This window comes from Reella acinonychis (assembly GCF_052828705.1).
This window is the reverse complement of the sequence record NZ_CM128256.1, coordinates 1,534,726-1,558,988: the sequence shown is the minus strand read 5'-3', so window position 1 is coordinate 1,558,988 and position 24,263 is coordinate 1,534,726. Positions and strand designations below refer to the sequence as shown.

Below are 24,263 nucleotides of genomic sequence, written 5' to 3'. Positions count from 1 at the left end.
ATAAATTTTACACCGCACTTTACTGCACATCTTGCTTGCGCTGCGCTAATAATGTTGCAAAATAGCCTTGATCTTTAAGTTGATCATAATGCCCTTGTTGTACGATTTCGCCTTGTTGCATGACGAAAATTTGATCGCATTGTTTGAGGTCTTCAATACGGTGAGTAATCATCAATGTTGTTTGTTGTTGGCTAATTTGTGCAAGGGTCGTTAGAATTTGATTTTCTGATTGCGCATCTAGGCTTGCAGTGGGTTCATCAAGTAATAATAAATTTCCTTTTCTCAATAGTGCGCGCGTAATGGCAAGGCGTTGTGCCTGACCAACAGATAATCCCACGCCACCTTCTTTAATCTCCGTATTTAATCCGATGCGATCAGTAAATTCTTTTGCATTTGCTTGTTCTAATGCAGTTTCAATTTCTTGTGGTAGCGCTTGAATGTCGCCTAATAATAGGTTTTCTTTAATGCTACCTTGTAGCAACAATGGGTTTTGTCCTACCCAAGCAATTTGTTTGCGCCATTGAGTGAGATCGCATTGATTTAATTCAACATGATTGATTTTTAGGCTGCCTTGATAAGGTAAAAAACCGAGTAACACATTGATGAGAGAGGTTTTCCCTGCGCCACTTTGTCCCACTAAAGCGATATGAGCTTTGGCAGGGATCTTGAAATTCAGTGGTTGAGTTAGAGCTTTACCTTCAGGCGAAAGCACCACTAAATTTTCTGCTTGAATTTCCACCGCACTTTGATGAGGAATTTGTTGTTGAGCCTGTGATTGAGCCGTTTGGTAATCGCTTTCTAAAAATGTCACAATGGCATCTGCTGCACCAATACCCGCAGAACGATCATGATAATAGGTGCCGAGATCGCGCAATGGTTGATAAAATTCAGGCGCTAAGATTAAGCAGAAAAAGCCGGTGAACAAGCTGATTGAGGTGCCCATTGAGCCAAATTCAATTTGCCCTAAATAACTAAAGCCAAAATAAACCGCCATGATAGCAATGGAAATAGAGGTGAAAAACTCCAGTACAGAAGAGGATAAGAATGCGAGTTTTAACACATCCATAGTGGTTTTGCGGAAATCTTCCGTTGATTTTTCAATATGTTTAGTTTGATCTAAAGTGCGGTTAAAAAGTCGTAAAGTTTCTAAACCTCGTAATCGGTCCAGAAATTGTGCACTTAATTTAGCCAGCGTATCCATATTTTGCTGGCTTTTATCCGCAGCGGCTAAACCTACAATAATCATAAAAAGAGGGATCAAGGGGGCTGTTAGCAACATAATTAACCCGGCAACCCAATTGAGAGGAAAGATAGCGATCAGGATAACCACGGGTACAATAACGGAAAGCATTTGTTGAGGCAAATAACGTGCGTAGAAATTGTGTAGATTTTCTACTTGTTCCAGCATAAGACTTGCCCAACTGCCAGCTGGTTTGCCATTGATCGTGGCGGGTCCCACTTGATGAATTTTATCTAAAATTTGTTGGCGAATATGATTACGTAATTGTTGACCGCATTTAAAACCAATTTTTTCGCGCCAATAAAGGATGGCAGCGCGAATCGCAAAGCAACAGAGCAATGTGATAAATTGGGGGATTAAGGTGTTGCGATCGGTGCGTAATATCACAAAATGTTGTAATAAATTTGCTAACAGCCAGGTTTGTCCAATTAAGAATAATGATGATAGCGTTGCTAATCCTACATTAAGATTTAATAATTTTTTGACAGGTTGTTGCTGTGCTCGCAACCATTTAAACAAATATTTCTGACGCTGTTTTTCCATGTTTTTATTACAACAAATTTAAAGAAGGAATTGTAAAATTACCCCAAATAAAGTGCGGTGCATTTTTATTAAGTTTTGGAAGTTAGGATTCTACAAGAAATCTAACCTAAACGCATTACTTTATCTGGGGTGATTTTGTACTCAATTTAAGGTATTTTTCTATGCGAAATACCTTGATTGGTATTAATTTTGTGCATCTAAGAAACGCTCTGCATCCAATGCTGCCATACAGCCTGTGCCAGCAGAAGTAATGGCTTGACGATAGTTGTGATCCATTACATCGCCTGCCGCAAAGACGCCTTCAACAGAGGTGGCAGTGGCGTTGCCTTCTAAGCCTGATTTCACCACAATATAGCCATTGTTTAACGCTAATTGGTTTTGGAAAATCTCCGTATTTGGCGCGTGACCGATAGCAACAAAAACACCATCTAATTTTAATTCTTCAGTCGTATCAGATTGCGTATCTTTTAAGCGTAATCCTGTGACGCCCATATTGTCGCCTAAGACTTCATCTAAAGTGCGGTTGGTATGAAGAATAATTTTGCCTTCTTCCACTTTTTTCATTAAACGATCAACTAAGATCTTTTCTGCACGAAAACTATCGCGACGGTGAATTAAATGTACTTCTGAGGCAATATTGGCTAAATATAATGCTTCTTCCACCGCAGTATTACCGCCACCAATGACAGCAACAGGTTTATTGCGATAGAAAAAACCATCGCAAGTGGCACAAGCGGACACTCCACGACCTTTGAACGCTTCTTCTGAAGGCAAACCAATGTAGCGAGCAGAGGCGCCTGTTGCGATAATTAATGCATCGCAAGTGAAGGTTTGCATATCGCCATATAATGTAAATGGGCGACTAGAAAGATCCACTTTATGAATGTGATCAAAGACAATTTCGGTATCGAATTTTTCCGCATGTTGTAGCATGCGTTGCATTAATTCTGGGCCTGTAGTTTCTGCAAAATCGCCTGGCCAGTTTTCAATTTCAGTGGTGGTAGTAAGCTGTCCACCTTGTTGTAATCCTGTCACTAAAACAGGTTTTAAATTTGCACGAGCCGCATAAATAGCTGCAGTATAGCCTGCTGGGCCTGAACCTAAAATTAATAATTTACAATGTTTGGTATCTGACATAAAAAATCCTTATTTAAACAAATTAATATAATAATGAATATAATGAACGACGATATTTATTGGCAATTGGATCTGTGCCTAAGGCGGAAATAATGGCAAGGAATTGCTGTTTCACTTCGCCATTTTGGGCAGATAAATCTTGCTTCAAAATATCAAATAATAGGCTTAACGCTTCCTCATTTCTATTAGCTTGGTTTAATTGAACCGCTAATTTTAATGCGATTTCAGGGGTTGGATTCTTTTTATAATCCGCTTCTAATTGCTGAATTTCTGGCGTATCCGCTGCTTTAATTAATAACTCAATTTCTGATTGCAAACTATGCCAACGACTATCACGATCTTGCAATGGAATTTGATTTAAAATCTCCAACGCCGGCTCTGTTTTCTTCATCGCAACATAGGTTTCGGCATAAATTAACGCGATATCACTATTTTTTTGATCAGAGAGTAACCATGCCTCTTTTAATAATGGCAAAGCGGCGTCGTAATTTTCTGCCTCTAAATAATCAAGGGCTAAATTATATTTAATTTCTTCCTCTTTCGGTAGAATTTGGCTAAGACGTTGTTTTAATTGTTCTTCTGGCAACGCCATTTGGAACGCATCGACCGCTTGTGCTTCTTTGAATAAATAGGTTGTTGGCAACGCTTGAATACCAAATTGCATGAGAATATTTTGCTCGGTTTCGCAATTCACTTTTCCTAGTAAGAATTGCCCTTGGCATTGTTCACAATACTGTTCAAAAAGTGCGGTGAATTTTAGCGAAGTTTCATGACTTGGCGCATAAAACACAATCGCCAGTGGCGTGTTTTGCGAACGTTGTAAGATTTCTGTGAGGTTGTGTTCAGTTACATCAATAATATAGTTGCTCATGTTCATTCCTTTAAAATGTATTATTTATAAGCAATTCCAAGAAATATTTGATACAAGACGACAAGTATCACATTTAAAATGAAAAATATCTAATATTGGAGTGGATAATGTCCATTTCCCTTGGCAAATAGGACAACGACGTTGTTGTTCTTGCTCATAATCTTTGGCACCGACGCGATATAAATAGTAATAGGTGGGCGTGCCTGTTTGTTGTTCCACTTCTTTCGCCAAAGCATAGCCATGCTTAAATAAATGGCTATCAACATTGGAAATTTCAAGTAGCGCCTGTTGTTCAAGGGTTGAACCATTCATTTGTAGCTGATCGCAAGCTTGCCAATTTTCTTGCCATTTTATTAAATCCATACTTAAGTGCGGTTGATTTTTTAAGGATTTATACAAAGGGATTGGCGCTAAATTTTCCCCATTATGCAAGGGTGAACAGGATTGCAAATGAGTAGTATAAAGTACTTGCCAATCAATCTGGTCTTCATTGGTTTGATCAGAATTAAAGTCTTCCGCCACAATTTGAAAACTCTCTAAATTTACACCGCACTTTTGTAACTTTGCTAAGCAATCTTGCACAGGTTGGTTGTTGTTATCAAATAATAAGCTATGTTGTTCGGGGCAAATGACACGAATACCAAAACCATTACTTTGTTCTTGTTCCGCTAAAAATAAGGGGATTTCACGCCCTATAATTTGCCCGTTATAACGCCATTGATCAATTAATTGATTTAATAACAACATTTGTTGTTCATTTTGTTGGGTTTGATTATGCGTGAAAAAAATATCGATTATGTACATAGGGGTTGAATTTTGCTTAGCTTGTGCAATATATTAGCACATCAACGATTAAAAAGCTTAAATGGCTTTCTGAAAACGCTAACGCTATGATGAAAAAACAAACGCAAAAATATTTAGATCAACTCCAACAAACCTTGCAAGAACTTGCCTTTTGGCAAAGTATGCCGCCTTCGGCAGAAGCCTTATCTAGCACTGAACCTTTTGCTATCGATCATTTAAGTGCAACGGAATGGTTGCAATGGATTTTTATTCCAAGAATGACCGCACTTTGTGAGAGTGAGCTACCATTACCTCGTAATATGGCAATATCGCCTTATATTGAAGAAGCATTGAAAGATCACGAGCAATTGGCGAAATTGTTAGCGCCAATTCTTGCGATTGAACAGTTATTACAAGGCGAACAACGTGCTTGAAATTTTATATCAAGATGAGTTTATCATCGCGGTAAATAAACCTGCGGGAATGTTGGTGCATCGCAGTTGGCTCGATCCTCATGAAACGCAGTTTGTGATGCAAACATTAAGGGATCAAATTGGACAACATGTTTTTCCAATTCATCGCTTAGATCGCCCCACTTCAGGTGTTCTATTATTTGCTTTAAACCCTGAAATTGCCAATTTGTTGTGCCAGCAATTTGAAAATAAAGTGGTAGAAAAGTCTTATTTGGCTGTGGTGCGTGGCTATTTAACGGGCGAGGAAAAAATTGATTATCCTTTGAAAGTACAAAGAGATAAAATTGCGGATAAGTTTGCTCAGCAAGAAAAAGAAGCACAAAGTGCGGTGACAATTTATCAAGGTTTACAACAAGCTGAAATGCCTTGGTCGGTAGGAAAATATCAAACATCGCGTTATTCTCTTGTGCGTTTAATGCCACAAACAGGGCGAAAACATCAGCTTCGTCGCCATATGAAGCATATTTTTCATCCTATTTTGGGCGATACTCAATATGGTGATTTACATCAAAATCGCGCATTAACTCAGCATACAGAAGTTGCGCGATTAATGTTGCATGCAGAAAGGCTAGCTTTTTCTCATCCCGTAACAGAACAACACTTGACCATTCAAGCAGGATTAGATTTGCAATGGCAAAGACTGTTTGAACGGTTTAATTGGACTATTTAATTTATTGTTAGATTGGCAAATATCAAATTAAGGAGAATATTATGTCAACAATTGTTTTAGCATTAGGCGATCTCTCTTGTGGACATTGCGTTAAAGCAGTGCAAAAAGTGCTAACAAATATGGAGGGCGTAGAGCAAGCAGAGGTAAGTTTACAGTTTGCCAAAATCGTGGGCGAAGTCGATGCGCAAAAATTAATTGATACTATTGTTGAGGCTGGTTATCAAGCCAAACTTGCACAAGCGGACGCTTTATTGGCGTTATCGGGTTTGAACTGCGGACACTGTGTGAAAAGCGTGGAAAAAGCTTTAAGTGCGGTGGAAAATTTGGATGTTTTTGAAGTCAGCAAAACTGAAGCTAAACTTTATGGCAAGTTAGATGTAAACAATGCAATAAAAGCCATTATTGACGCCGGATTCGAGGCGGAATTAGTGACTAGCCCAAAGTCTGATCTACCAACACAAACCTGTACAGAGCCTGATCCTGTGGTGGTAGAGCTAAAAAATGATCAGGCAATCAATGACGAGCTGCCACAATATCATTTTCTATTGACGGGAATGAGCTGTGCAGCTTGTGTCGCTAAAGTGCAAAAAGCCATACAAGCAGTGGACAATGTGCAATATGTACAAGTTAATCTTGCTGAATCCACTGCATTAGTCAATGGTGAAATCGATCCTCAACATGTAATTCAATCTGTTGTTCATGCGGGTTATGGTGCAGAACTCATTGAAGATGAACAAACTCACCGAGAAAAGCAACACCATTTTATTCAATCGGAAATAAAGCAACGTCGTTGGCAGGCCATATTGGCTTTATTGGTTGGATTTGGCTTGTTTTTCTGGATGATTTTGGGCGGACAAACACAAGTCACGCCACAAAACCAGCAAAATTGGCTCATCGTTAGTTTCGTTGTTCTCGTTGTTATTGGATTAACTGGTGGGCATTTTTATCGACGAGCTTGGCAAAATTTACGTAATCGTACCGCTACCATGGATACTTTAGTCGCCTTAGGTACTGGTATGGCTTGGCTTTATTCCACTGTACTGGTATTGAATGTGGATTTTTTCCCAGAACATTCTCGCCATCTGTATTTTGAAAGTAGCGCTATGATTATTGGATTAATCAATGTGGGTAAAATGCTTGAAGCGAAAGCGAAGCAACGTTCTTCTAAGGCGTTGGAACGCTTATTGGATTTAACCCCTAAAACCGCGAGAGTTGTGGGCGAGCAAGGTGAATATGATTTGCCTATTCAACAGGTACAAACCCAGATGATTTTGCGTTTACAGACTGGAGATCGTGTTTCGGTTGATGGTTCAGTTATTCAAGGTGAAGCTTGGATTGATGAGAGTATGCTTACTGGTGAGCCATTGGCGATACATAAGCAAATTGGCGATAAGGTCAGCGCCGGAACGGTAGTCAATGATGGGACCTTATTATTTCGTGCAGAGCAGGTCGGTAAGCAAACCAAATTAGCCAATATTATTCGTTTAGTGCGTCAGGCACAAAGTAGTAAACCTAAAATTGGGCAATTAGCTGATCAAATCGCGAATTGGTTTGTGCCAGTGGTGATTGTGATTGCACTCATCGCTGCGATAACTTGGTATTTAATTACCCAACAAATTGCCTATGCTTTTGTGGTTTTAACCACCGTTCTTATTATTGCTTGCCCATGTGCTTTAGGCTTAGCCACTCCAATGTCGATTATTGCTGGCGTTGGTCGTGCGGCAGAATTAGGCATATTAGTTCGTGATGCCGATGCGTTACAAAAAGCATCACAAGCGGATACCATTGTTTTTGACAAAACCGGTACGCTAACGGAAGGTAAGCCGCAGGTGACGGACATTTATACCTTCAATGGTTTTGATGAAAAAAGTGCGGTGCAATTTGCGGCAAGTTTGGAGCAAGGGGCGAATCATCCTTTAGCAAAAGCCATTTTGGATTATGCACAAGACATGGCATTGGAAGAACCACAACAATTTAGTACATTAAAAGGGATGGGGGTAAAAGGGCATATCGCTAACAAAATGGTGCTGTTGGGCAATGCAAAATTTTTACAACAGCACGAAATTGATGTACAAATTGCGGAACATGAATTTACTCAACTCTATCATAAAGGTGCCACTGTTGTTTTCTTAGCCATCGATCTGCAACTTGCCGCAATTTTTGCTATACGTGATCCATTACGCCAAGAAACTGTGACAGCTATTCAACGTTTGCATAAACAAGGCTATCAATTGGTCATGTTGACGGGGGATCAGGAAAAAACAGCTCAAGTTATTGCAAAAGAAGTGGGGATTGAACAGGTAATTGCAGGTGTATTGCCGGAAGGAAAAGCGCAAGCTATTCAACAATTACAGCAACAAGGACTAAAAGTCGTGATGGTTGGCGATGGTATTAATGATGCTCCGGCACTGGCACAAGCGGATGTGAGTATTGCGATGGGAAGCGGTAGTGATATTGCGATTGAAACCGCTGAATTAACCTTAATGCGACATAGCATTGACGCCATTGCTGATTCTTTATCTTTGGCTAAAGGCACTTTACAGAATATGAAACAAAATCTATTTTTTGCCTTTATTTATAACAGCTTAGGGATTCCTTTGGCAGCAGGCGTATTCTATCCTTGGTTAGGTGTATTGCTTAACCCAATGGTTGGTGGCGCAGCTATGGCATTTTCATCCATCACCGTTGCTAGCAATGCCAATCGCTTATTACGTTTTAAACCTAAATCTTAAAAAAGTGCGGTAGAAAATACTAAAGTTTTATCTTTGGGATGAAGTTAATCTTAATGATGGATATTTAACCAAATAAAAGATGTGTTTTGATTTAAATCAACTAATGTTTATCTTTTACTTTGAGAACAGGGAACTTTTCTGTATTATCACACACATCAGGTCAAGTGCTTGATAATTCATAAAGTTCCTAAATAAAATAATCTTAATAAATAGCTAAACTACTTTCCTACCACCTCAGTTGAGGTGGTTTTTTTATGTCTACAAAGTAGCAATTAATAATGTAATAAAAAATTGCAGCGAGATTGCCATTTCAATTAAGCCAATCTGTTTAGTGGATAATTTTTGCGTAGGAAGTATGACTGCACGAATTAAAGCTGGCAAAAATGTGAGGGCTAAGAAAAGTTGTTGTAATGCTAAAAATACTATGATTAAAACACAGTGAAAGAGAATGGAAGAAAATAAATAATAGGGATTTTTTCGTTCTCGTAAGACGGATTTGACATATAGGGTTACGCCGATAAAAAATAAACTTGGGAAAATAGCTGTCCAATAAATTTGATCATCAACTTGGCGATGAGGAAAATAATAGGCTGCCATTCCTACAACAGCAAAAATAGAGATAGCATTTAAATCATTGAGCAATGCACGTTCATCTTTTTTCTTCGCATAATAAATGCTGATTAAACTGAGAGGAAGAATGGCAAGGGCAAAATAAATCAGCTGCCAATTATGTAAAAACGCAGGAGCAGAAAAAATGAGACAAGCGACACCATAAATCATTGTCCATTTTCGATACAGCTCAAGATTTCTACCTTTAAACAAATTTAGAAAAGGGTAGGTCATTAAATATAGACTAAACCACGCGAGTAGTAGAAAAAAATGCTGCCAAATAGGATCGGAAAGTAACATGCCGTATAAAAATGGCATTAATGCCATGACAATTGCGCCATGTTGATTTGAAATTAAGAGTTTCATAATTGAATGCGAAAATTTATTTTTGGTAAAATTTTAGTGGGTTTTTATTTAAATTGGTATAAACTTTTTGCGTAATTTTATTAAAAAATAAGGAGAGAAAATGAGTATTCAACGCTTTCATGTGGGTAAACGTTATTCTGAAGTCGCGCTGCATAATGGTGTAGCATATTTAGCCGGACAAGTGCCTGAAAATACAGCAGGACAAGCAATTTATGAACAAACAAAAGATGTATTAGGTTTGATTGACAAATTGCTTGCCGAAGTGGGGACAGACAAAAGCCGAATTTTAATTGCGCAAATTTTTCTAACAGATATGAAAAATTACGCAGAAATGAACCGCGCTTGGGATGAATGGGTAGCTGATAACAATGCGCCACCGAGAGCCTGTGTAGAAGCAAAATTGGCTGATCCAGATTGGTTAGTGGAAATTGTGGTGACAGCCGCAGCATAATAAAAAGCGCGGTCAAATTTCCCAGTATTATGTAGCAGTTGTAAAAAGACTTAACTAAAAAACATACAGTCCTTATCAAGGTGCATTCTTTGATAAGGATTTTTTATGATGATTAATTCTGATTTAATTGTTAGGTTAGGGTAAGAAATTAAACACTATCAGAAAGAATATAAGTCGATTATTGTATGAAGGAAATTGAATTACGTTCATTGCCGAAATAGTGGAGCAAGCAGACGGAATGGCAACAGGTGATGTAAATAGTATTTTTGATTTAAAATCAGCAGCTCTTCATCAAGGCATATTGTTCTTCTTTCAAAAGAGATGGTTGAGATAACCAAAGTACTCATGATTGAGTGCGCATAAATAGATCTGATAGTAAGATAAAAAGAGCGGTGGATTTTCAGAAAGTTTTGAAAAATCCACCGCACTTTGTTTAGATTAAATTATCAAGGGGGGCGAACATTGTGTTTAACCCTCTGATAATCTGTTGGTTATATAACTTACCAGCTATAACGCACGCCAATATGTCCATTGTAGGATTTGCGTGATACGCTTGAATCACGGTGTACACGGTTGCGATCTTGGATGCCAATGACATAGCGTGCGTCCGCATAGACACTTAAGTTTTGGTTGATTGGGTATTGTCCACCTAAACCAAACTCTGCCGCTAAGTCGCCGAAACGCTCTTTCACTTGTTCTCTTCCTACTTGGATAGTGCTGCCTTTACCTGATAAGGTTTGGATTAAGTTAGCAGTAAAGTAAACTTGTGGGCTGTTTTTGTCTAAAGTTTCAGACCAGTTTACTCTCACACCTAAACGACCCACTAGGCTGTCTTGATGGGATTTTTTCACTTGTCTAATGCCATCGTTAAAGCCGTTTAACCAAATGCTTTGGTAGCTTAATTGGGCTTGTGGCTCTACGGTCACTTGTGGGTTGAGTAAGTGGTATGGTTTACCCACTTCAATAGACGCCCCTAAGCCGTAGCCGTTTTGCTTCACTTGCGTGTTGCCACTGCGGTAACGGTTTTGTAACCAAGACACTTGTCCAACTAAGTCAAGGTAAGCCCCTGCTGGACTATAGTATGTGTGGTAGCCACCGATTGAGAGCATGTCAGATTTAGCGCTGCCAGTGAACTTATTACCAACCACTACGCCATTCTCTGCGTTGTATTTATCAAAGAACTTGCTGTTTGCCCAACCGTACGTGAAAGTTAAGCCCGTGTGTTGTTGGCTCTTGTCGTCGTTAAGTTTGAAATCAATATCACGACCGAATTGTACAAAACCTGATTTTACATCTGCACCAAAACGATCTCTGCCTTGAAGTGCAGTGGAATCTAGGTTCATTCTGCCCCATACTTGATTGAGGGCATTGCCGTTTTCCCAACCTGCGTTGCGTTGTTCGCCCACACGTTCATGTAATTTACCTAATTGCGCTAAGCCCATTTGGCGGTTGATGAACGGTTGTTGAACATAACCCACCACAGGTTTGCTGATAATATCAACAGTTTCGGGTTCAACTGGTGTAGTTGGTGCCACTGGGTTGTCTGGATTAACTGGATTGCTTGGGTTAGCAGGGTCGCTTGGTTTCGCTGGCGGTGTTGGCGTTGGTAATTTCGCTTTCAATGTCCAGTAGTAGCTGTTGCCTTCACGTTTTAATTGTGCCTCGCCTGCGTTAGTGGTTTCCGCGCTACCTGTAAATGTACCTGAGTCAGTGCCTTTCACAGTTATCACTGGGTTATTAAAGCCACCATTTTTCTCGGCTTCTGCACGTGTCACATCACCTAAAATTTTATTCGGTACCACAACGGTAGTAGCGCCAGTGGCATTACCTTCAATCACAAGTAAGTCATTTTTCTGTACATCAGGGTTGTTCCAAACCGATTTAACTAACACTTGTGAACCTACTTTACCTTCGTAGTTGCCTTTAATGGTCATCTTCGCTTCAGGTTGGTCTGGTGGTGTCGCATTGACAAGGTCAATTTTGCCCTCATTAACCACGTTGTAGCCTACCGTTGAAGTAGCTGTGTTTGGTGCTAACGCCAGTTTACCTTGTGTACCAATGGTCATATTGCCTAAGCCGTCATTGGGTTTTCCACTTAATAAATCACCTGTTAGGGTTAAAGTTGCTTCTTTGTCTTTTGCAACATTAATGGTTGTCCAGTTGCTGATTTTAGTATTATTCGGTTCGCCTGCTACAGTTGAAGCACCTGTTAAATTTTGATTTAATACGAAAGTGTTTTCTTCGCTATCTGACAGCGATTCGCCACTATCAAGACCGCCATTAATTCTAATTAAATTGGCAATATCAGTACCAGAAAGCGAAAATTTATCATTTCCCTTTCCCATAACAATATAGCCATTAAATATCCCAGCCGAGGAGGTCATTTGGTCATCACCATTTTGGGTATAGATGCCTCCAAGAATTTCACCTGTATTCTGAATCAGATCATTACCTTCTACAGTAATAATTGAAGTATCAACATCCTTATTACGATTAATCAACTTTCCTGCATTCGTAATATGTACTGGGGTCGTCTTACTATAGTCATTAAATGTAATAGCTGCGAAGCCTGTTTTATCTTCTATTTCAATTACACCGTTTTCTGTATTTTTTATAACAATTGTTGCTGTTGGCGAATGTTCAGTGAATCTGAGTAAACCAATTCCTATATAAGAAGATTTAATATAATGTTGATTGGTTATCTCAATTGTTTGCACATTTTGATTGATCTTCTGAAGCTCAATACCTACTGCATACTTAGTTGAAGACGAAGTTATATTACCTGAATTTATAATTCTTACTTTTTCCGAATCAGCCCCCCAAACAGTCACTCCCAATGCATCACCTTGTGAATTTTTGACATTAATATTTCCACTATTGATGATCTCAATCTCTTTACCAGCACCTGTTATCGCTGATATAGAATTATTTGGTGTGTTGGCTGTGATATTAATTGTCCCTTTGTTCTCAGTATAGGCTTTTGCAAATTTTGCATTGTTTGCAATACCCAAAATAGCACCTGATTTTTGCTGTGCATCAGCGACAATAACGTTAATTACCCCCGTAGTATCATTTAAAAAAGAGTTATCTTGATTTTGATTATTATTATTTAAATAATAAATATTTACTGCCGCATTGGAACTATTTATTTTTTGAAGTGATTTTGCATTTTGCCAGGTAATTGTGCCTCTATTAATGCCTGAAAATGCGGTTGCGCTATTTCGCGTAAAAATAGGCTCTATCCCGTCAGAAGAACTGATGTTACCTTCATTAATTAATGTTGTATTAACATCAGAGATAATTTGCGCACCATTATCTCCTGCACATATTACTGTAGTACGTCCGCTTGCGGATAAATTTGGATCATGAGTACAAGCTGCAATGCTGTCATTAGATAATATGAATAAGAAACTACCGAGGATTATTCCACAACTTTTATTCATGATTTTATGGCTTTTACCCAATTCAGATATTGCATAACTTAAGCCTGTATTTGGGTCAAATTTTGTTTTAAAAATGTGATTTAGCATAAATCTTCCTTTATTTTGCGTAAATGGTTGGTCAACACCAAACTTGCTATTAGAGAATTAGGTCAGACCTCATGAAAAGTCCTAAATTTTAATCCTATAACTTGTCATTTGCAAGGTTGTGTTTTTGTGAATATGCCCCTTTGTTATATTGAGATAACTAGGAGTCAAATGTCATCTTTTTGATCCGGAAGTGCTGATGCATTAATGATTATTTTTACCATTGTTGAGAATGAAACTCGATGTCTTATTGCTTGAAAGATTAGTTGTATTTAGTTATAAGAATTTGCAGCTTAATAAGTTGATTAGATAGTCCAACTTTTTCTGGGCTGATCAGAAAAGGCTTTTTATTATCCACTCACAATATAAAAATTTGCGGTCAAATTTCCTTTATTTTTGACCGCGCTTTTTAAGTTATTGTGCCATATTTTGTACTGATTTTAGGAAACCGGCAGCGGTGGCGTAAACGTCGGTTTTGCCTTGTGCCATTAAAATCATGTCTGACATTTCACGAAAGGCGCCTTTGCCTCCGCCTAAATTAAGGACGTAGTCCGCGCAATCTTTTACATAGTTAGCCGAATCAGCTACAGCAAAAGATAAGCCGCAAACCGCAAATGCGGGAAGATCAACACTATCATCACCGATATAAGCGGTTTGTTCTGGTGTGACGCCAGCTTGCTTCATTAATTCATAACAAGCTGTTTCTTTTTCTAATTTGCCTAATAGAGCAAACTGAATGCCTAAATCGGCAATTCGTTTCTGTAAAATCGGAGAAGAACGTCCTGAAAGTACAGCGACTTGAATACCTTGTTCAATCAGCATACGAATACCTAAGCCATCACGCACATGAAAACTTTTAATCGCTTCGCCATTGGCATCATAATGCAATAAACCATCGGTCAATACACCATCAACATCTGTTATCACTAATTTAATCTGTTGTAATTTTTCTGTGAGCATATTGATTCCTTAGCTTGAGAATTCAATTAAACCGACTACTTGCTGATTATCATCTAATACCACTAATGAATGGATTTTTTTCTCTTTCATAAAGCTTTCAGCGGCGGATAAAAATTCATTTTGATGAATGGTTTTTGGATTTTTGGTCATTAGATCCTGTGCTGTTTTATTGAGCGTATCTGCCCCATTGGCACTTAATGCACGTCGAATGTCACCATCGGTAATAATGCCTTGTAGTTTTTTATCTTGCATAACTAATGCCACGCCCATACGCCCTTCATTCATAATGGTTAAGCAATCAGTAAAGCTAGTTGAAGGTTCGGTCACAGGTAGGCGCGTTTGCATTTGATCTTTTACGCGACATAATAAACGACGACCTAATGAACCACCTGGATGGAATTTAGCAAAATCAATAGGCTGGAAGTTGCGTGCATGAATCAGCGCAACAGTTAGTGCATCGCCTAAAGCAAGAGTGACAAGAGCAGAAGTCGTTGGCGCTAGATTATTTGGGCAAGCTTCACGATCAATGGTGATATCTAAAACATAGTCGGCGTGTTTACCTAAAGTTGATTTTTTATTACTGGTTAGTGCAATGATTTTATTACCAAAATTCTTTAAGCTTGGAATCAGTTTGTTGACTTCATCGCTTTCGCCACTGTAAGAAATCAATACGACGATATCAATAGGTTTTAACATGCCTAAGTCGCCATGGAATGCTTCTGTTGGGTGTAAAAAGAAACTTGGCGTGCCTGTAGAAGCCAAACTGGCGACAATTTTTTGTCCGATTAAGCCCGATTTTCCCACGCCTGAAATGGCGACACGTCCTTCACATTGTAGAATTAATTCAACCACTTCATTGAATGTGTTATCTAAGTTTTGGCTCAATTTCGCTAATGCTTGTTCGGCAATAGTGATAGTTTGACGACCATTTTGTAAATGATTCATATTGTTCATCTCACAAGTGCGGTTAAAAAATTAAAAGTTTTAACTTGATGTTATGCCTGTATTTTAGCGTAAGTTTTCGTTTCACTCTAGGGAAAATTCCGTTATACTACGCCTTGAGTTAGTCAGACAATCGCTGGTTTATTGAAGCCCTTAACCGTTGTTTAACGACCTAGTGGGACAAGTAGACGAGAGGAAAGTCCGGGCTACATAGGGCAGAGTGCCAGGTAACGCCTGGGGGGCGTGAGCCCACGACAAGTGCAACAGAGAGCAGACCGCCAACTTCGGTTGGTAAGGGTGAAAGGGTGCGGTAAGAGCGCACCGCATGGCTGGCAACAGTGCATGGCAGGGTAAACTCCACTCGTAGCAAGACCAAATAGGAACTCAATGGGTGTGCCCGCTCAGAGTTCGGGTAGGTTGCTTGAGCATACATGCGAATGTGTGCCTAGAGGAATGATTGTCCAACGACAGAACCCGGCTTATCGACTGACTCATTCCAAATTTTAACCGCTGATTTTATCAGCGGTTTTTTTATGTGATGAAACGTTTTAAAACAGAATATTATTTCTGTTTTTCAACTGCTTCTAATGCTCTTAATGAATAAGTATAAGCAGCACCGGCATTTAATGCGATTGCTGTTGCTAATGCACCTGCGATTTCACTTTCTGTTGCACCTGCTTTAGCTGCTTCTGCTGCGTGTACGCTGATACAACTTTCACAACGCGTGGTTACTGCAACGGCTAAGGCAATGAGTTCGCGTGTTTTCAAATCAAGTGCTTCCGCCGCAGCTGCTTGATTAAGTGCTTTATAAGCGTCCAACATTTTTGGATGCTTTTTACCTAATTCCGCAAAAGAATCCTTAACAAGTGCGGTGTGTTCTGGCCAATTTTGAAACATAACAATCTCCTATATGATGATTTGTTGGGTTGTTTTAGATAAAAAGAGTTTATTTACCTAAATTATCAAAGAATTTTTTTACACCATCAAAGAAGTTAGAGGATTTCGGGCGTTGTGCATTTTGTCCTTCCAAACTTTTCTCCAGTTGTAATAGTAATTCTTTTTGCTCTTCATTCAGTGAAACAGGGGTTTCAATAATCACTTTGCAAATTAAATCGCCGCTGTAACCTGTGCGCATGGCTGAAATACCTTTGCCTCGCATACGGAACATTTTACCACTTTGTGTGCCTTCTGGGATTTTTAATTTAACGCGTCCATCTAATGTTGGCACGTCAATTTCCCCGCCAAGCGCGGCTTGTGTAAAGCTGATTGGCACTTCACAATAGAGGTTATTACCATCGCGCTCGAAAATATGGTGATCTTGAACATGAATTACCACATATAAATCGCCTGCAGGTGCGCCATTTTCGCCAGCTGCCCCTTTGCCTGCTAAACGTAATTGATTTCCTGTATCAACACCCGCTGGAATTTTAACTGATAGATTTTCGGTTTTATGTACTCGTCCATCGCCATGACATTTTTTACAGGTTTTTTCGATTTTTTTCCCTCTACCATGACAGGTTGGACAGGTGGTTTCTGTCATGAAGAAACCTTGTTGACGACGAACTCGACCTGAGCCATGACAAGTTGGACAGGTTTCTACTTTAGATCCTTTTTCTGCACCAGAGCCATCACAATGATCACAATGTACTAAAGTACGAATTTGGATATCTTTTGTTACGCCTTTCACCGCTTCTTCTAAGGTGATTTCAATATCGTAGCGTAAATCATCTCCACGAACTACACGTTGGCGACCAGATCCGCCACCAAACATTTCGCTGAAAATATCTTCAAAACCACCGAAGCCACTAAAACCGCTGAAACCTCCGCCAAAGCCGCCAGCACCACCAAAACCACCTTGTTCAAAGGCTGCATGTCCATATTGATCGTAAGCGGCGCGTTTTTCTTTATCGCTTAAAATTTCATAGGCTTCTTGAATTTCTTTAAATTTTTCTTCTAAGGCTTTATCCCCTTTTGTGCGGTCGGGGTGATATTTCATTGCTAGTTTTTTGTAAGCTCGTTTGATGGTTTTCTCATCAGCACCACGATCGACTTCAAGTAATTCATAATAATCTTGCTTTGCCATAATATTTCCGTTTTGTTGTTCTGATTTTTATCAAATAAAATTTTATTATTGGATATGGTGGCTTGTAACTAAATTACAAGGGGGCATTATCATTCTCTCTGTATTTATTTTAAAATAATGTTGAGGTTTATTCTTGCTCAAATGCTTATGAATGCTCCTCTGAATAAGAAAAGTGCGGTGGAATTCACCGCACTTTTGGGGATTAATGTTCTCTGGTTTTAAAGAACTCAACATCAGGGTAGCGTTCTTGTGCTAAATTCAAATTCACCATTGTTGGTGCGATATAAGTGAGGTTATCACCGCCATCCAAGGCGAGATTTTGCTCATTTTTACGCTTGAATTCTTCAAATTTTTTCGCATCGCTACATTCAACCCAACGCGCAGTAGCAACATTGACGTTTTCATAAATTGCTTCAACGTTGTATTCTGATTTTAGACGGGATACTACCACATCAAACTGAAGGACACCCACTGCACCAACAATTAAATCGTTGTTTGTTAAAGGGCGGAATACCTGTACTGCGCCTTCTTCTGAAAGCTGAACTAATCCTTTTAATAATTGTTTCTGTTTAAGAGGATCTCTTAAACGAATACGGCGGAATAATTCTGGCGCAAAGTTCGGAATACCGGTGAATTTTAACGTTTCACCTTGGGTGAACGTATCGCCGATTTGAATGGTGCCATGGTTATGTAAACCGATGATATCTCCGGCATAAGCTTCTTCAGCATGGGTTCGATCGCCCGCCATAAATGTGAGCGCATCTGAAATTACCACATCTTTACCAATACGCACATGGTGGAATTTCATCCCTTTTTCATATTTACCAGATACGATACGCATAAATGCCACGCGATCTCGGTGTTTTGGATCCATATTGGCTTGAATCTTAAAGATAAAACCAGTGAGTTTTTCTTCGCTACTTTCCACTAAACGTGAATCTGATTGACGCGCTTGTGGTGCTGGTGCCCATTCGGTTAAACCATCAAGGAAATGATCTACGCCAAAATTGCCTAATGCGGTACCAAAGAAAACAGGGGTGAGTTCGCCTTGAATAAATAAATCATGCTCAAATTCATTAGAAGCACCTTTCACTAATTCCAATTCATCACGCAATTGTTGAGCTAAATCATCACCAACCGCAGCGTCTAATTCTGGACTATTTAATCCTTTGACGACACGTACTTCTTGAATTCGATGACCTTGACCGCTTTGGTATAAATAGGTTTCGTCTTTATAAAGATGATAAACCCCTTTAAATAATTTGCCGCAACCAATTGGCCAAGTAATAGGTGCACAATGGATATTTAATACGCTTTCTACTTCGTCTAATAATTCCATTGGATCACGAATATCTCGGTCGAGTTTGTTCATAAAAGTAATGATCGGCGTATCGCGCAAACGAGTCACTTCCATTAATTTAATGGTTCGTTCCTCAACCCCTTTTGCACTGTCGATAACCATTAAACAACTGTCCACTGCGGTTAAAGTGCGGTAGGTATCTTCCGAGAAATCTTCGTGCCCCGGTGTATCTAATAAGTTGACTAAACAATCATTATAAGGAAATTGCATGACGGAGGTGGTGATAGAAATACCACGTTGTTTTTCCATTTCCATCCAGTCTGATTTGGCATGTGCTGCGGAGCCTTTGCCTTTTACGGAACCTGCTGTTTGAATAGCATTTCCGTATAATAGCACTTTTTCTGTAATGGTTGTTTTACCCGCATCGGGGTGAGAGATAATTGCAAAAGTACGTCGTTTATTGACTTGTTGTGGATATGACATAATTATTTCGTAATAAGTTAAAAAATTCTGCGTATTGTCGCTGAATTTCGGTATTTTTTCAAATAAAAAAGCCTTTCGGTAAATGCCGAAAGGCTTGGGAAATAGGATGGTGCGACTAGCTGGACTCGAACCAGTGACCCCCACCATGTCAAGGTGGTGCTCTAACCAACTGAGCTATAGTCGCATAAAAGTGCGGTTATAATATAGAAAGATTTTCTTAAAAACAAGCGTTTTTAGCAATCCCATTTTTGATTGATTAATAACTCAACGATTAACTTTTTAGCTGTTGAATTTTCTTTATTACATTACTTGTGGAACAACCATTTTCAAAGTTGAGCACCAGTACGTCACCGCCATTTGCCCAAACTTCTTTAGATCCTGCAATTTCTTCAGGTTTGTAATCGCCACCTTTAACTAGCAAGTCAGGGAGTATTTCGCTAATTAAACGTTGTGGTGTGTCTTCATCAAATTCGACTAGCCAATCCACTGATGCCAAACCAGCTAATACACTCATTCGGCTATTTAAATCGTTAATTGGACGAGTTTCACCTTTTAAACGTTTCACTGAATTATCCGTATTTACGGCAACAATGAGACGATCACCTAATTTACGCGCATTTTCTAAATAGGAAACATGACCAGGATGTAAAATATCAAAGCAGCCATTAGTCATCACAATTTTTTCACCGCGATCTTTCGCTAATTGGACTGCTACTTTTAAGTCCGCTTCGTTCATAATCCCGAAACCATTTGACGTTCGTCCATGAATTGCATTTTCAAGTTCGACGGTGGACACTGTCGATGTACCCAGTTTTCCAACCACAATGCCAGCGGCAACATTGGCCAAATAGCAAGCTTCTTCAAAAGAACGTCCATCTGCTAATGCGGTTGCAAGCACGCTGATCACTGTATCTCCTGCACCTGTAACATCAAACACTTCTTTGGCTTCTGTTGGTAAATGATAAGCAGGTTGAGCAGGGCGTAATAACGTCATGCCTTTCTCTGAACGAGTGACTAAAAGTGCGGTTAAATTTATGTCAGAAATTAATTTTAATCCCTTTTGAATAATTTCTTCTTCGCTATGGCATTTACCTACGACAGCTTCAAATTCAGACATATTTGGTGTTAGTAGGGTAGCACCGCGATAACGCTCAAAGTCAGTGCCTTTCGGATCGATCAACACCGGTACATTCGCTTTGCGTGCAATTTGGATCATCTGTTGCACATCGTTTAATGTACCTTTGCCGTAATCAGAAAGCACTAAAGCACCACAATTTTTTACCGCACTTTCTAGCTTATTTAGTAAATCTTGGTTGCGGACTTGATGAAAATCCTCTTCAAAATCAAGACGTAATAATTGTTGATGACGAGAAAGAATACGTAATTTAGTAATGGTTGGGTGAGAATCCAATTTGACAAAATCGCAATTGATTTTTTGTTTCTCTAATAATTGTGTAAGCGCATTACCCGCTTCGTCGTTACCTGTTAAGCCAAGCAATTTGACTGGTACATTCAATGAGGCGATATTCATTGCTACGTTAGCTGCACCACCAGCGCGCTCTTCATTTTCTTGCACGCGCACAACAGGTACAGGTGCTTCAGGGGAAATACGATTGGTTGCACCAAACCAATAACGATCAAGCATAACATCGCCGAGAACTAATACATTAGCGTTTGGGAAATGAGCTGAAAATTGAGTCATAATAGTTATCCTGAACATTAAAATAAATAATTTTACTGATTTTACCACAGCCAAAAAGAGTTTGGCTTAAAATTTCATTCAAATTCCGTTACACTATAACGAATTTATCTGTGGTTTCTATTCTGGATTAGGTTATGTCACAACAACAAATGCCGCAATTTCAAACTGCCTTTTTACACCCAAAATATTGGGGATTTTGGCTCGGATTGGGCGTCTATTGGTTAATACTTTGCTTGCCTTACCCTATATTGCTTAAAATTGGCGATGGTTTAGGTTGGCTTTTTTCAAAATTAAAAGTGGGCAAACGTCGTGAAAAAATTGCTCGCCGGAATTTAGAATTAGCATTTCCTGAGCTTTCTCAGCAACAACGTGAAGATATTTTACGAAAAAATATGCGGGCAGTAGGCATGGCGGTGATTGAAACGGGTATGGCGTGGTTTTGGTCTGATCGTCGCATTAAAAAATGGGCAAAAATTGAGGGTTTAGAACATTTAACCCATCATGCAAAAGACGGTATTTTGTTGGTGGGAATTCATTTTTTAACCTTGGAATTAGGGGCTCGAATTGTAGGATTACATCATGCAGGCGTAGGTATTTATCGCCCAAATGACAAGCCTATTATGAATTGGTTACAAACATGGGGGCGTTTGCGTTCTAACAAGTATATGTTAGATCGCAAAGATTTACGTGGTATGGTCAGAGCCTTGAAGAAAGGCGAAACTATTTGGTATGCGCCAGATCATGATTATGGGCGAAAAAGTGCGGTGTTTGTTCCATTTTTTGCGGTACAAGATGCGGCAACGACGACGGGTTCTTATTTTTTATTGAAAGCCTCTCCTAATAGTAAAGTGGTGCCCTTTGTACCTTTAAGAAATGAAGATGGAGCAGGCTATACCGTCAGTATTTCGCCAGCTGTCGATTTCTCCGATTTGTCAGATGAAAGGGATGTTGCGATTCGTATGAACCAATTGATTGAACATGAAATTCTAAAAGGCGTGGATCAATATATGTGGTTACACCGTCGCTTTAAAACAGAACAAGATGGCGACGATGGCAAAAAATATCGTTAGAGGAATTAAAGGGGGCACTTCAAGCCCCTTTTTATATAGCAAGACTTTGCAAAAGTGCGGTGTATTTTTTCTTTGTTTTATGTATAAGGCTAGCCTATTGAAATAAAAGGATGTGTTTTTAACTAAAATATGGTAAAACTATTTCCCGAATTTTACTAACAACTTATAGGAAACGAATATGTCGAATTTACAAGCAATCATTGAAGCCGCGTTTGAACGTCGTGCGGAAATTACACCAAAAACTGTTGATGCGGAAACTCGTGCAGCGATTGAAGAAGTGATTGAAGGCTTAGATAGTGGTAAATATCGTGTAGCGGAAAAAATTGATGGTGATTGGGTGACTCATCAGTGGTTGAAAAAAGCAGTATTACTTTCATTCCGTATTAATGACAATAAGCTAATTGATGGTGCAGAAACAAAATATTACGACAAAGTTGCATTAAAATTTGCAGATTATACGGAAGAACGTTTTGCGCAAGAAGGTTTCCGCGTGGTGCCTTCTGCAACTGTACGTAAGGGCGCATATATTTCGAAAAATGCGGTGTTAATGCCATCTTATGTAAATATTGGTGCTTATGTTGGCGAAGGTACCATGGTAGATACTTGGGCAACTGTTGGTTCATGCGCACAAATTGGTAAAAATGTACACTTGTCTGGTGGTGTAGGTATCGGTGGTGTATTGGAACCATTACAAGCAAATCCAACTATTATTGGAGACAACTGTTTTATTGGCGCACGTTCTGAAGTGGTAGAAGGCGTTATTGTAGAAGACGGTTGTGTAATCTCAATGGGCGTATTCATTGGTCAATCAACTAAGATTTATGATCGTGAAACGGGCGAAGTGTTCTACGGACGTGTGCCAGCAGGTTCAGTTGTCGTATCCGGTAGCCTTCCTTCAAAATGTGGCAAATATAACCTTTACTGTGCAGTTATCGTGAAAAAAGTTGATGCAAAAACATTAGGTAAAGTAGGTATCAACGAATTATTACGCAGTATTGAAGAATAATTCATATAAATTTGAACTTTCTTTTAATTTATATGTCTTAGAAATCTGAATGTGGCTTAAAAATGCCACATTTATCGTAGGTTCGTTATCCATATAGTGATAACTTTATTATGAACAATTTTATAGGTACAACAATGAAAAAATCAGTATTAGCAGCATTAGTATTAAGCTCAACATTAGCATTAGCGGCTTGTGATCAAGCGAAACAAGAAGTCGCTAGCAAAACTGAAGAAGCAAAAACAGCAGTAGCAGCGAAAGTTGAAGAAGCTAAAGCGGCAGTAAGCCAAGCAGCAAATGAAGTAAAAGATGCTGCAGTTGCTAAAGCAGATGAAGTTAAAGATGCGGCAGTTGCTAAAGCGAATGAAATGAAAGATGCAGCTATGGCAAAAGCTGATGAAATGAAAGATGCAGCTATGGCTAAAGCGAATGAGATGAAAGACGCAGCTATGGCTAAAGCAGACGAAATGAAAGACGCTGCAATGAAAAAAGTAAATGAAGCTAAAGATGCAGTGATGGATAAAGCAGCTGAAGCTAAAGACAAAGCTGCAGAAATGAAAGATGCGGCGATGGATAAAGCGGCAGAAGTGAAAGATGCAGCGATGGATAAAGCAGCTGATGCAAAAGAAGCAGCAATGGGTAAAGTTGAAGAAGCTAAAGAAGCAGTAACTAAATCTATGGATGCGGTTTCTGAAAAAGCTGCTGAAGTAAAAGATGCAGTGACTAAATAATTCATTCATCTTTAATCTATTATAGAAGGAAGCCAATCGGCTTCCTTTTTATTATCAATTCATAAATTCTGTGTTAGAATAGCCGACCATTATTGATGGTATATTAAGGAAAAAGAATGAAAGTATTAGAAGGCGTTTTAGCCGCTCCTCATGCAAAAATTGCTGTAGTAGTTGCTCGTTTTAATCATTTTATTAATGATAGTTTAGTTGATGGGGCTGTAGATGCATTAAAACGTGTTGGGCAAGTAAAAGATGAAAATATTACTTTGGTTAAAGTGCCAGGTGCTTATGAATTACCTTTAGCAGTTCGTCGTTTAGCAGAAAGTAAAAAATTTGATGCAATTGTTGCATTAGGTACAGTCATCCGCGGTGGTACTGCACATTTTGAATATGTTGCGGGAGAAGCGAGTAGTGGTATTGGCCATGTTTCTTTAAATTGTGATATCCCAGTCGCTTTTGGTGTATTAACCACTGAAAATATTGAACAAGCTATTGAGCGTGCAGGAACTAAAGCAGGCAACAAAGGGGCTGAAGCTGCATTAGTAGCATTAGAAATGATCAATTTATTGGATCAAATTAAAGCATAA

Annotated in this window: 20 protein-coding genes, 1 tRNA gene and 1 other RNA gene; 9 read left to right on the top strand and 13 right to left on the bottom strand. The window is 39.1% G+C overall.

From position 1 onward, the window contains the following. Positions 1-19 precede the first annotated feature (19 nt). The 4 genes from cydD to ACUXZ4_RS07685 all read right to left on the bottom strand — a co-directional run bounded on the left by cydD (position 20) and on the right by ACUXZ4_RS07685 (position 4,595). Positions 20-1,783 (bottom strand): heme ABC transporter permease/ATP-binding protein CydD, encoded by a 1,764-nt coding sequence (gene cydD, locus ACUXZ4_RS07700; protein WP_464972626.1) that lies wholly within the window; start codon positions 1,781-1,783, stop codon positions 20-22. Positions 1,784-1,966: 183 nt separating this feature from the next. Continuing rightward, positions 1,967-2,920, bottom strand: a complete 954-nt coding sequence (gene trxB / locus ACUXZ4_RS07695; protein WP_464972625.1) for a thioredoxin-disulfide reductase — start codon at positions 2,918-2,920, stop codon at positions 1,967-1,969. A 22-nt stretch (positions 2,921-2,942) separates the two neighbouring features. Further along, the gene (locus ACUXZ4_RS07690) at positions 2,943-3,797 is read right to left on the bottom strand and encodes a tetratricopeptide repeat protein (protein ID WP_464972624.1); all 855 of its coding nucleotides are present in this window, start codon (positions 3,795-3,797) and stop codon (positions 2,943-2,945) included. 18 nt (positions 3,798-3,815) lie between these two features. After that, positions 3,816-4,595 carry a Zn-ribbon-containing protein gene (locus ACUXZ4_RS07685; RefSeq protein WP_464972623.1) on the bottom strand — a complete coding sequence of 260 codons (780 nt, stop codon included), beginning with the start codon at positions 4,593-4,595 and terminating at the stop codon, positions 3,816-3,818. 89 nt (positions 4,596-4,684) lie between these two features. Between ACUXZ4_RS07685 and ACUXZ4_RS07680 the strand changes: the two genes are divergently transcribed. From ACUXZ4_RS07680 to ACUXZ4_RS07670, 3 genes are read left to right on the top strand one after another with little or no spacing between them, the layout of a single operon-like run. Continuing rightward, the gene (locus ACUXZ4_RS07680) at positions 4,685-5,008 is read left to right on the top strand and encodes a YqcC family protein (protein ID WP_464974017.1); all 324 of its coding nucleotides are present in this window, start codon (positions 4,685-4,687) and stop codon (positions 5,006-5,008) included. Further along, positions 5,001-5,717: a tRNA pseudouridine(65) synthase TruC gene (gene truC, locus ACUXZ4_RS07675; RefSeq protein ID WP_464972622.1), complete on the top strand. Its 717-nt coding sequence runs from the start codon at positions 5,001-5,003 to the stop codon at positions 5,715-5,717. The genes ACUXZ4_RS07680 and truC overlap by 8 nt, the downstream gene beginning before the upstream one ends. A gap of 41 nt (positions 5,718-5,758) precedes the next feature. Further along, positions 5,759-8,449, top strand: a complete 2,691-nt coding sequence (locus ACUXZ4_RS07670) for a copper-translocating P-type ATPase (RefSeq protein WP_464972621.1) — start codon at positions 5,759-5,761, stop codon at positions 8,447-8,449. A 258-nt stretch (positions 8,450-8,707) separates the two neighbouring features. Here ACUXZ4_RS07670 and ACUXZ4_RS07665 read toward each other — a convergent pair whose 3' ends face one another. Beyond that, positions 8,708-9,424, bottom strand: a complete 717-nt coding sequence (locus ACUXZ4_RS07665) for a YwiC-like family protein (protein WP_464972620.1) — start codon at positions 9,422-9,424, stop codon at positions 8,708-8,710. A gap of 100 nt (positions 9,425-9,524) precedes the next feature. On the opposite strand from ACUXZ4_RS07665, the gene ACUXZ4_RS07660 reads away from it, so the two are divergent. Beyond that, positions 9,525-9,875, top strand: coding sequence for a RidA family protein (locus ACUXZ4_RS07660; RefSeq protein ID WP_464972619.1), 351 nt, complete (start codon positions 9,525-9,527; stop codon positions 9,873-9,875). A gap of 500 nt (positions 9,876-10,375) precedes the next feature. Here the strand turns inward: ACUXZ4_RS07660 and ACUXZ4_RS07655 are convergent, their stop codons facing one another. The 3 genes from ACUXZ4_RS07655 to ACUXZ4_RS07645 all read right to left on the bottom strand — a co-directional run bounded on the left by ACUXZ4_RS07655 (position 10,376) and on the right by ACUXZ4_RS07645 (position 15,307). Next, on the bottom strand, positions 10,376-13,405 hold the full coding sequence (locus ACUXZ4_RS07655) for an autotransporter family protein (RefSeq protein ID WP_464972618.1): 3,030 nt from the start codon (positions 13,403-13,405) through the stop codon (positions 10,376-10,378). Between the two features lie 411 nt (positions 13,406-13,816). Further along, the gene (locus tag ACUXZ4_RS07650) at positions 13,817-14,362 is read right to left on the bottom strand and encodes a KdsC family phosphatase (protein WP_464972617.1); all 546 of its coding nucleotides are present in this window, start codon (positions 14,360-14,362) and stop codon (positions 13,817-13,819) included. Between the two features lie 9 nt (positions 14,363-14,371). After that, positions 14,372-15,307, bottom strand: a complete 936-nt coding sequence (locus ACUXZ4_RS07645) for a KpsF/GutQ family sugar-phosphate isomerase (RefSeq protein ID WP_464972616.1) — start codon at positions 15,305-15,307, stop codon at positions 14,372-14,374. A gap of 114 nt (positions 15,308-15,421) precedes the next feature. Between ACUXZ4_RS07645 and rnpB the strand changes: the two genes are divergently transcribed. After that, positions 15,422-15,802, top strand: an RNA gene (gene rnpB / locus ACUXZ4_RS07640) — RNase P RNA component class A. A 63-nt stretch (positions 15,803-15,865) separates the two neighbouring features. Here the strand turns inward: rnpB and ACUXZ4_RS07635 are convergent. The 5 genes from ACUXZ4_RS07635 to hldE all read right to left on the bottom strand — a co-directional run bounded on the left by ACUXZ4_RS07635 (position 15,866) and on the right by hldE (position 20,872). Continuing rightward, complete coding sequence (locus tag ACUXZ4_RS07635; RefSeq protein ID WP_464972615.1) at positions 15,866-16,201, bottom strand: carboxymuconolactone decarboxylase family protein; 336 nt, start codon at positions 16,199-16,201, stop codon at positions 15,866-15,868. Positions 16,202-16,250: 49 nt separating this feature from the next. Next, on the bottom strand, positions 16,251-17,387 hold the full coding sequence (dnaJ, locus tag ACUXZ4_RS07630) for a molecular chaperone DnaJ (protein ID WP_464972614.1): 1,137 nt from the start codon (positions 17,385-17,387) through the stop codon (positions 16,251-16,253). 202 nt (positions 17,388-17,589) lie between these two features. Continuing rightward, positions 17,590-19,170: a peptide chain release factor 3 gene (gene prfC / locus ACUXZ4_RS07625; RefSeq protein WP_464972613.1), complete on the bottom strand. Its 1,581-nt coding sequence runs from the start codon at positions 19,168-19,170 to the stop codon at positions 17,590-17,592. Positions 19,171-19,277: 107 nt separating this feature from the next. Next, positions 19,278-19,354: transfer RNA gene (locus tag ACUXZ4_RS07620), tRNA-Val, on the bottom strand. Between the two features lie 87 nt (positions 19,355-19,441). After that, positions 19,442-20,872 carry a bifunctional D-glycero-beta-D-manno-heptose-7-phosphate kinase/D-glycero-beta-D-manno-heptose 1-phosphate adenylyltransferase HldE gene (gene hldE / locus ACUXZ4_RS07615; RefSeq protein ID WP_464972612.1) on the bottom strand — a complete coding sequence of 477 codons (1,431 nt, stop codon included), beginning with the start codon at positions 20,870-20,872 and terminating at the stop codon, positions 19,442-19,444. A gap of 134 nt (positions 20,873-21,006) precedes the next feature. Between hldE and ACUXZ4_RS07610 the strand changes: the two genes are divergently transcribed. The 4 genes from ACUXZ4_RS07610 to ribH all read left to right on the top strand — a co-directional run bounded on the left by ACUXZ4_RS07610 (position 21,007) and on the right by ribH (position 24,263). Continuing rightward, positions 21,007-21,942 (top strand): Kdo(2)-lipid IV(A) acyltransferase, encoded by a 936-nt coding sequence (locus tag ACUXZ4_RS07610; RefSeq protein ID WP_464972611.1) that lies wholly within the window; start codon positions 21,007-21,009, stop codon positions 21,940-21,942. 178 nt (positions 21,943-22,120) lie between these two features. Beyond that, the gene (dapD, locus tag ACUXZ4_RS07605; protein ID WP_464972610.1) at positions 22,121-22,948 is read left to right on the top strand and encodes a 2,3,4,5-tetrahydropyridine-2,6-dicarboxylate N-succinyltransferase; all 828 of its coding nucleotides are present in this window, start codon (positions 22,121-22,123) and stop codon (positions 22,946-22,948) included. Positions 22,949-23,082: 134 nt separating this feature from the next. Beyond that, positions 23,083-23,676: a histone gene (locus tag ACUXZ4_RS07600; protein ID WP_464972609.1), complete on the top strand. Its 594-nt coding sequence runs from the start codon at positions 23,083-23,085 to the stop codon at positions 23,674-23,676. Positions 23,677-23,792: 116 nt separating this feature from the next. Then, complete coding sequence (gene ribH / locus ACUXZ4_RS07595) at positions 23,793-24,263, top strand: 6,7-dimethyl-8-ribityllumazine synthase (protein WP_464972608.1); 471 nt, start codon at positions 23,793-23,795, stop codon at positions 24,261-24,263.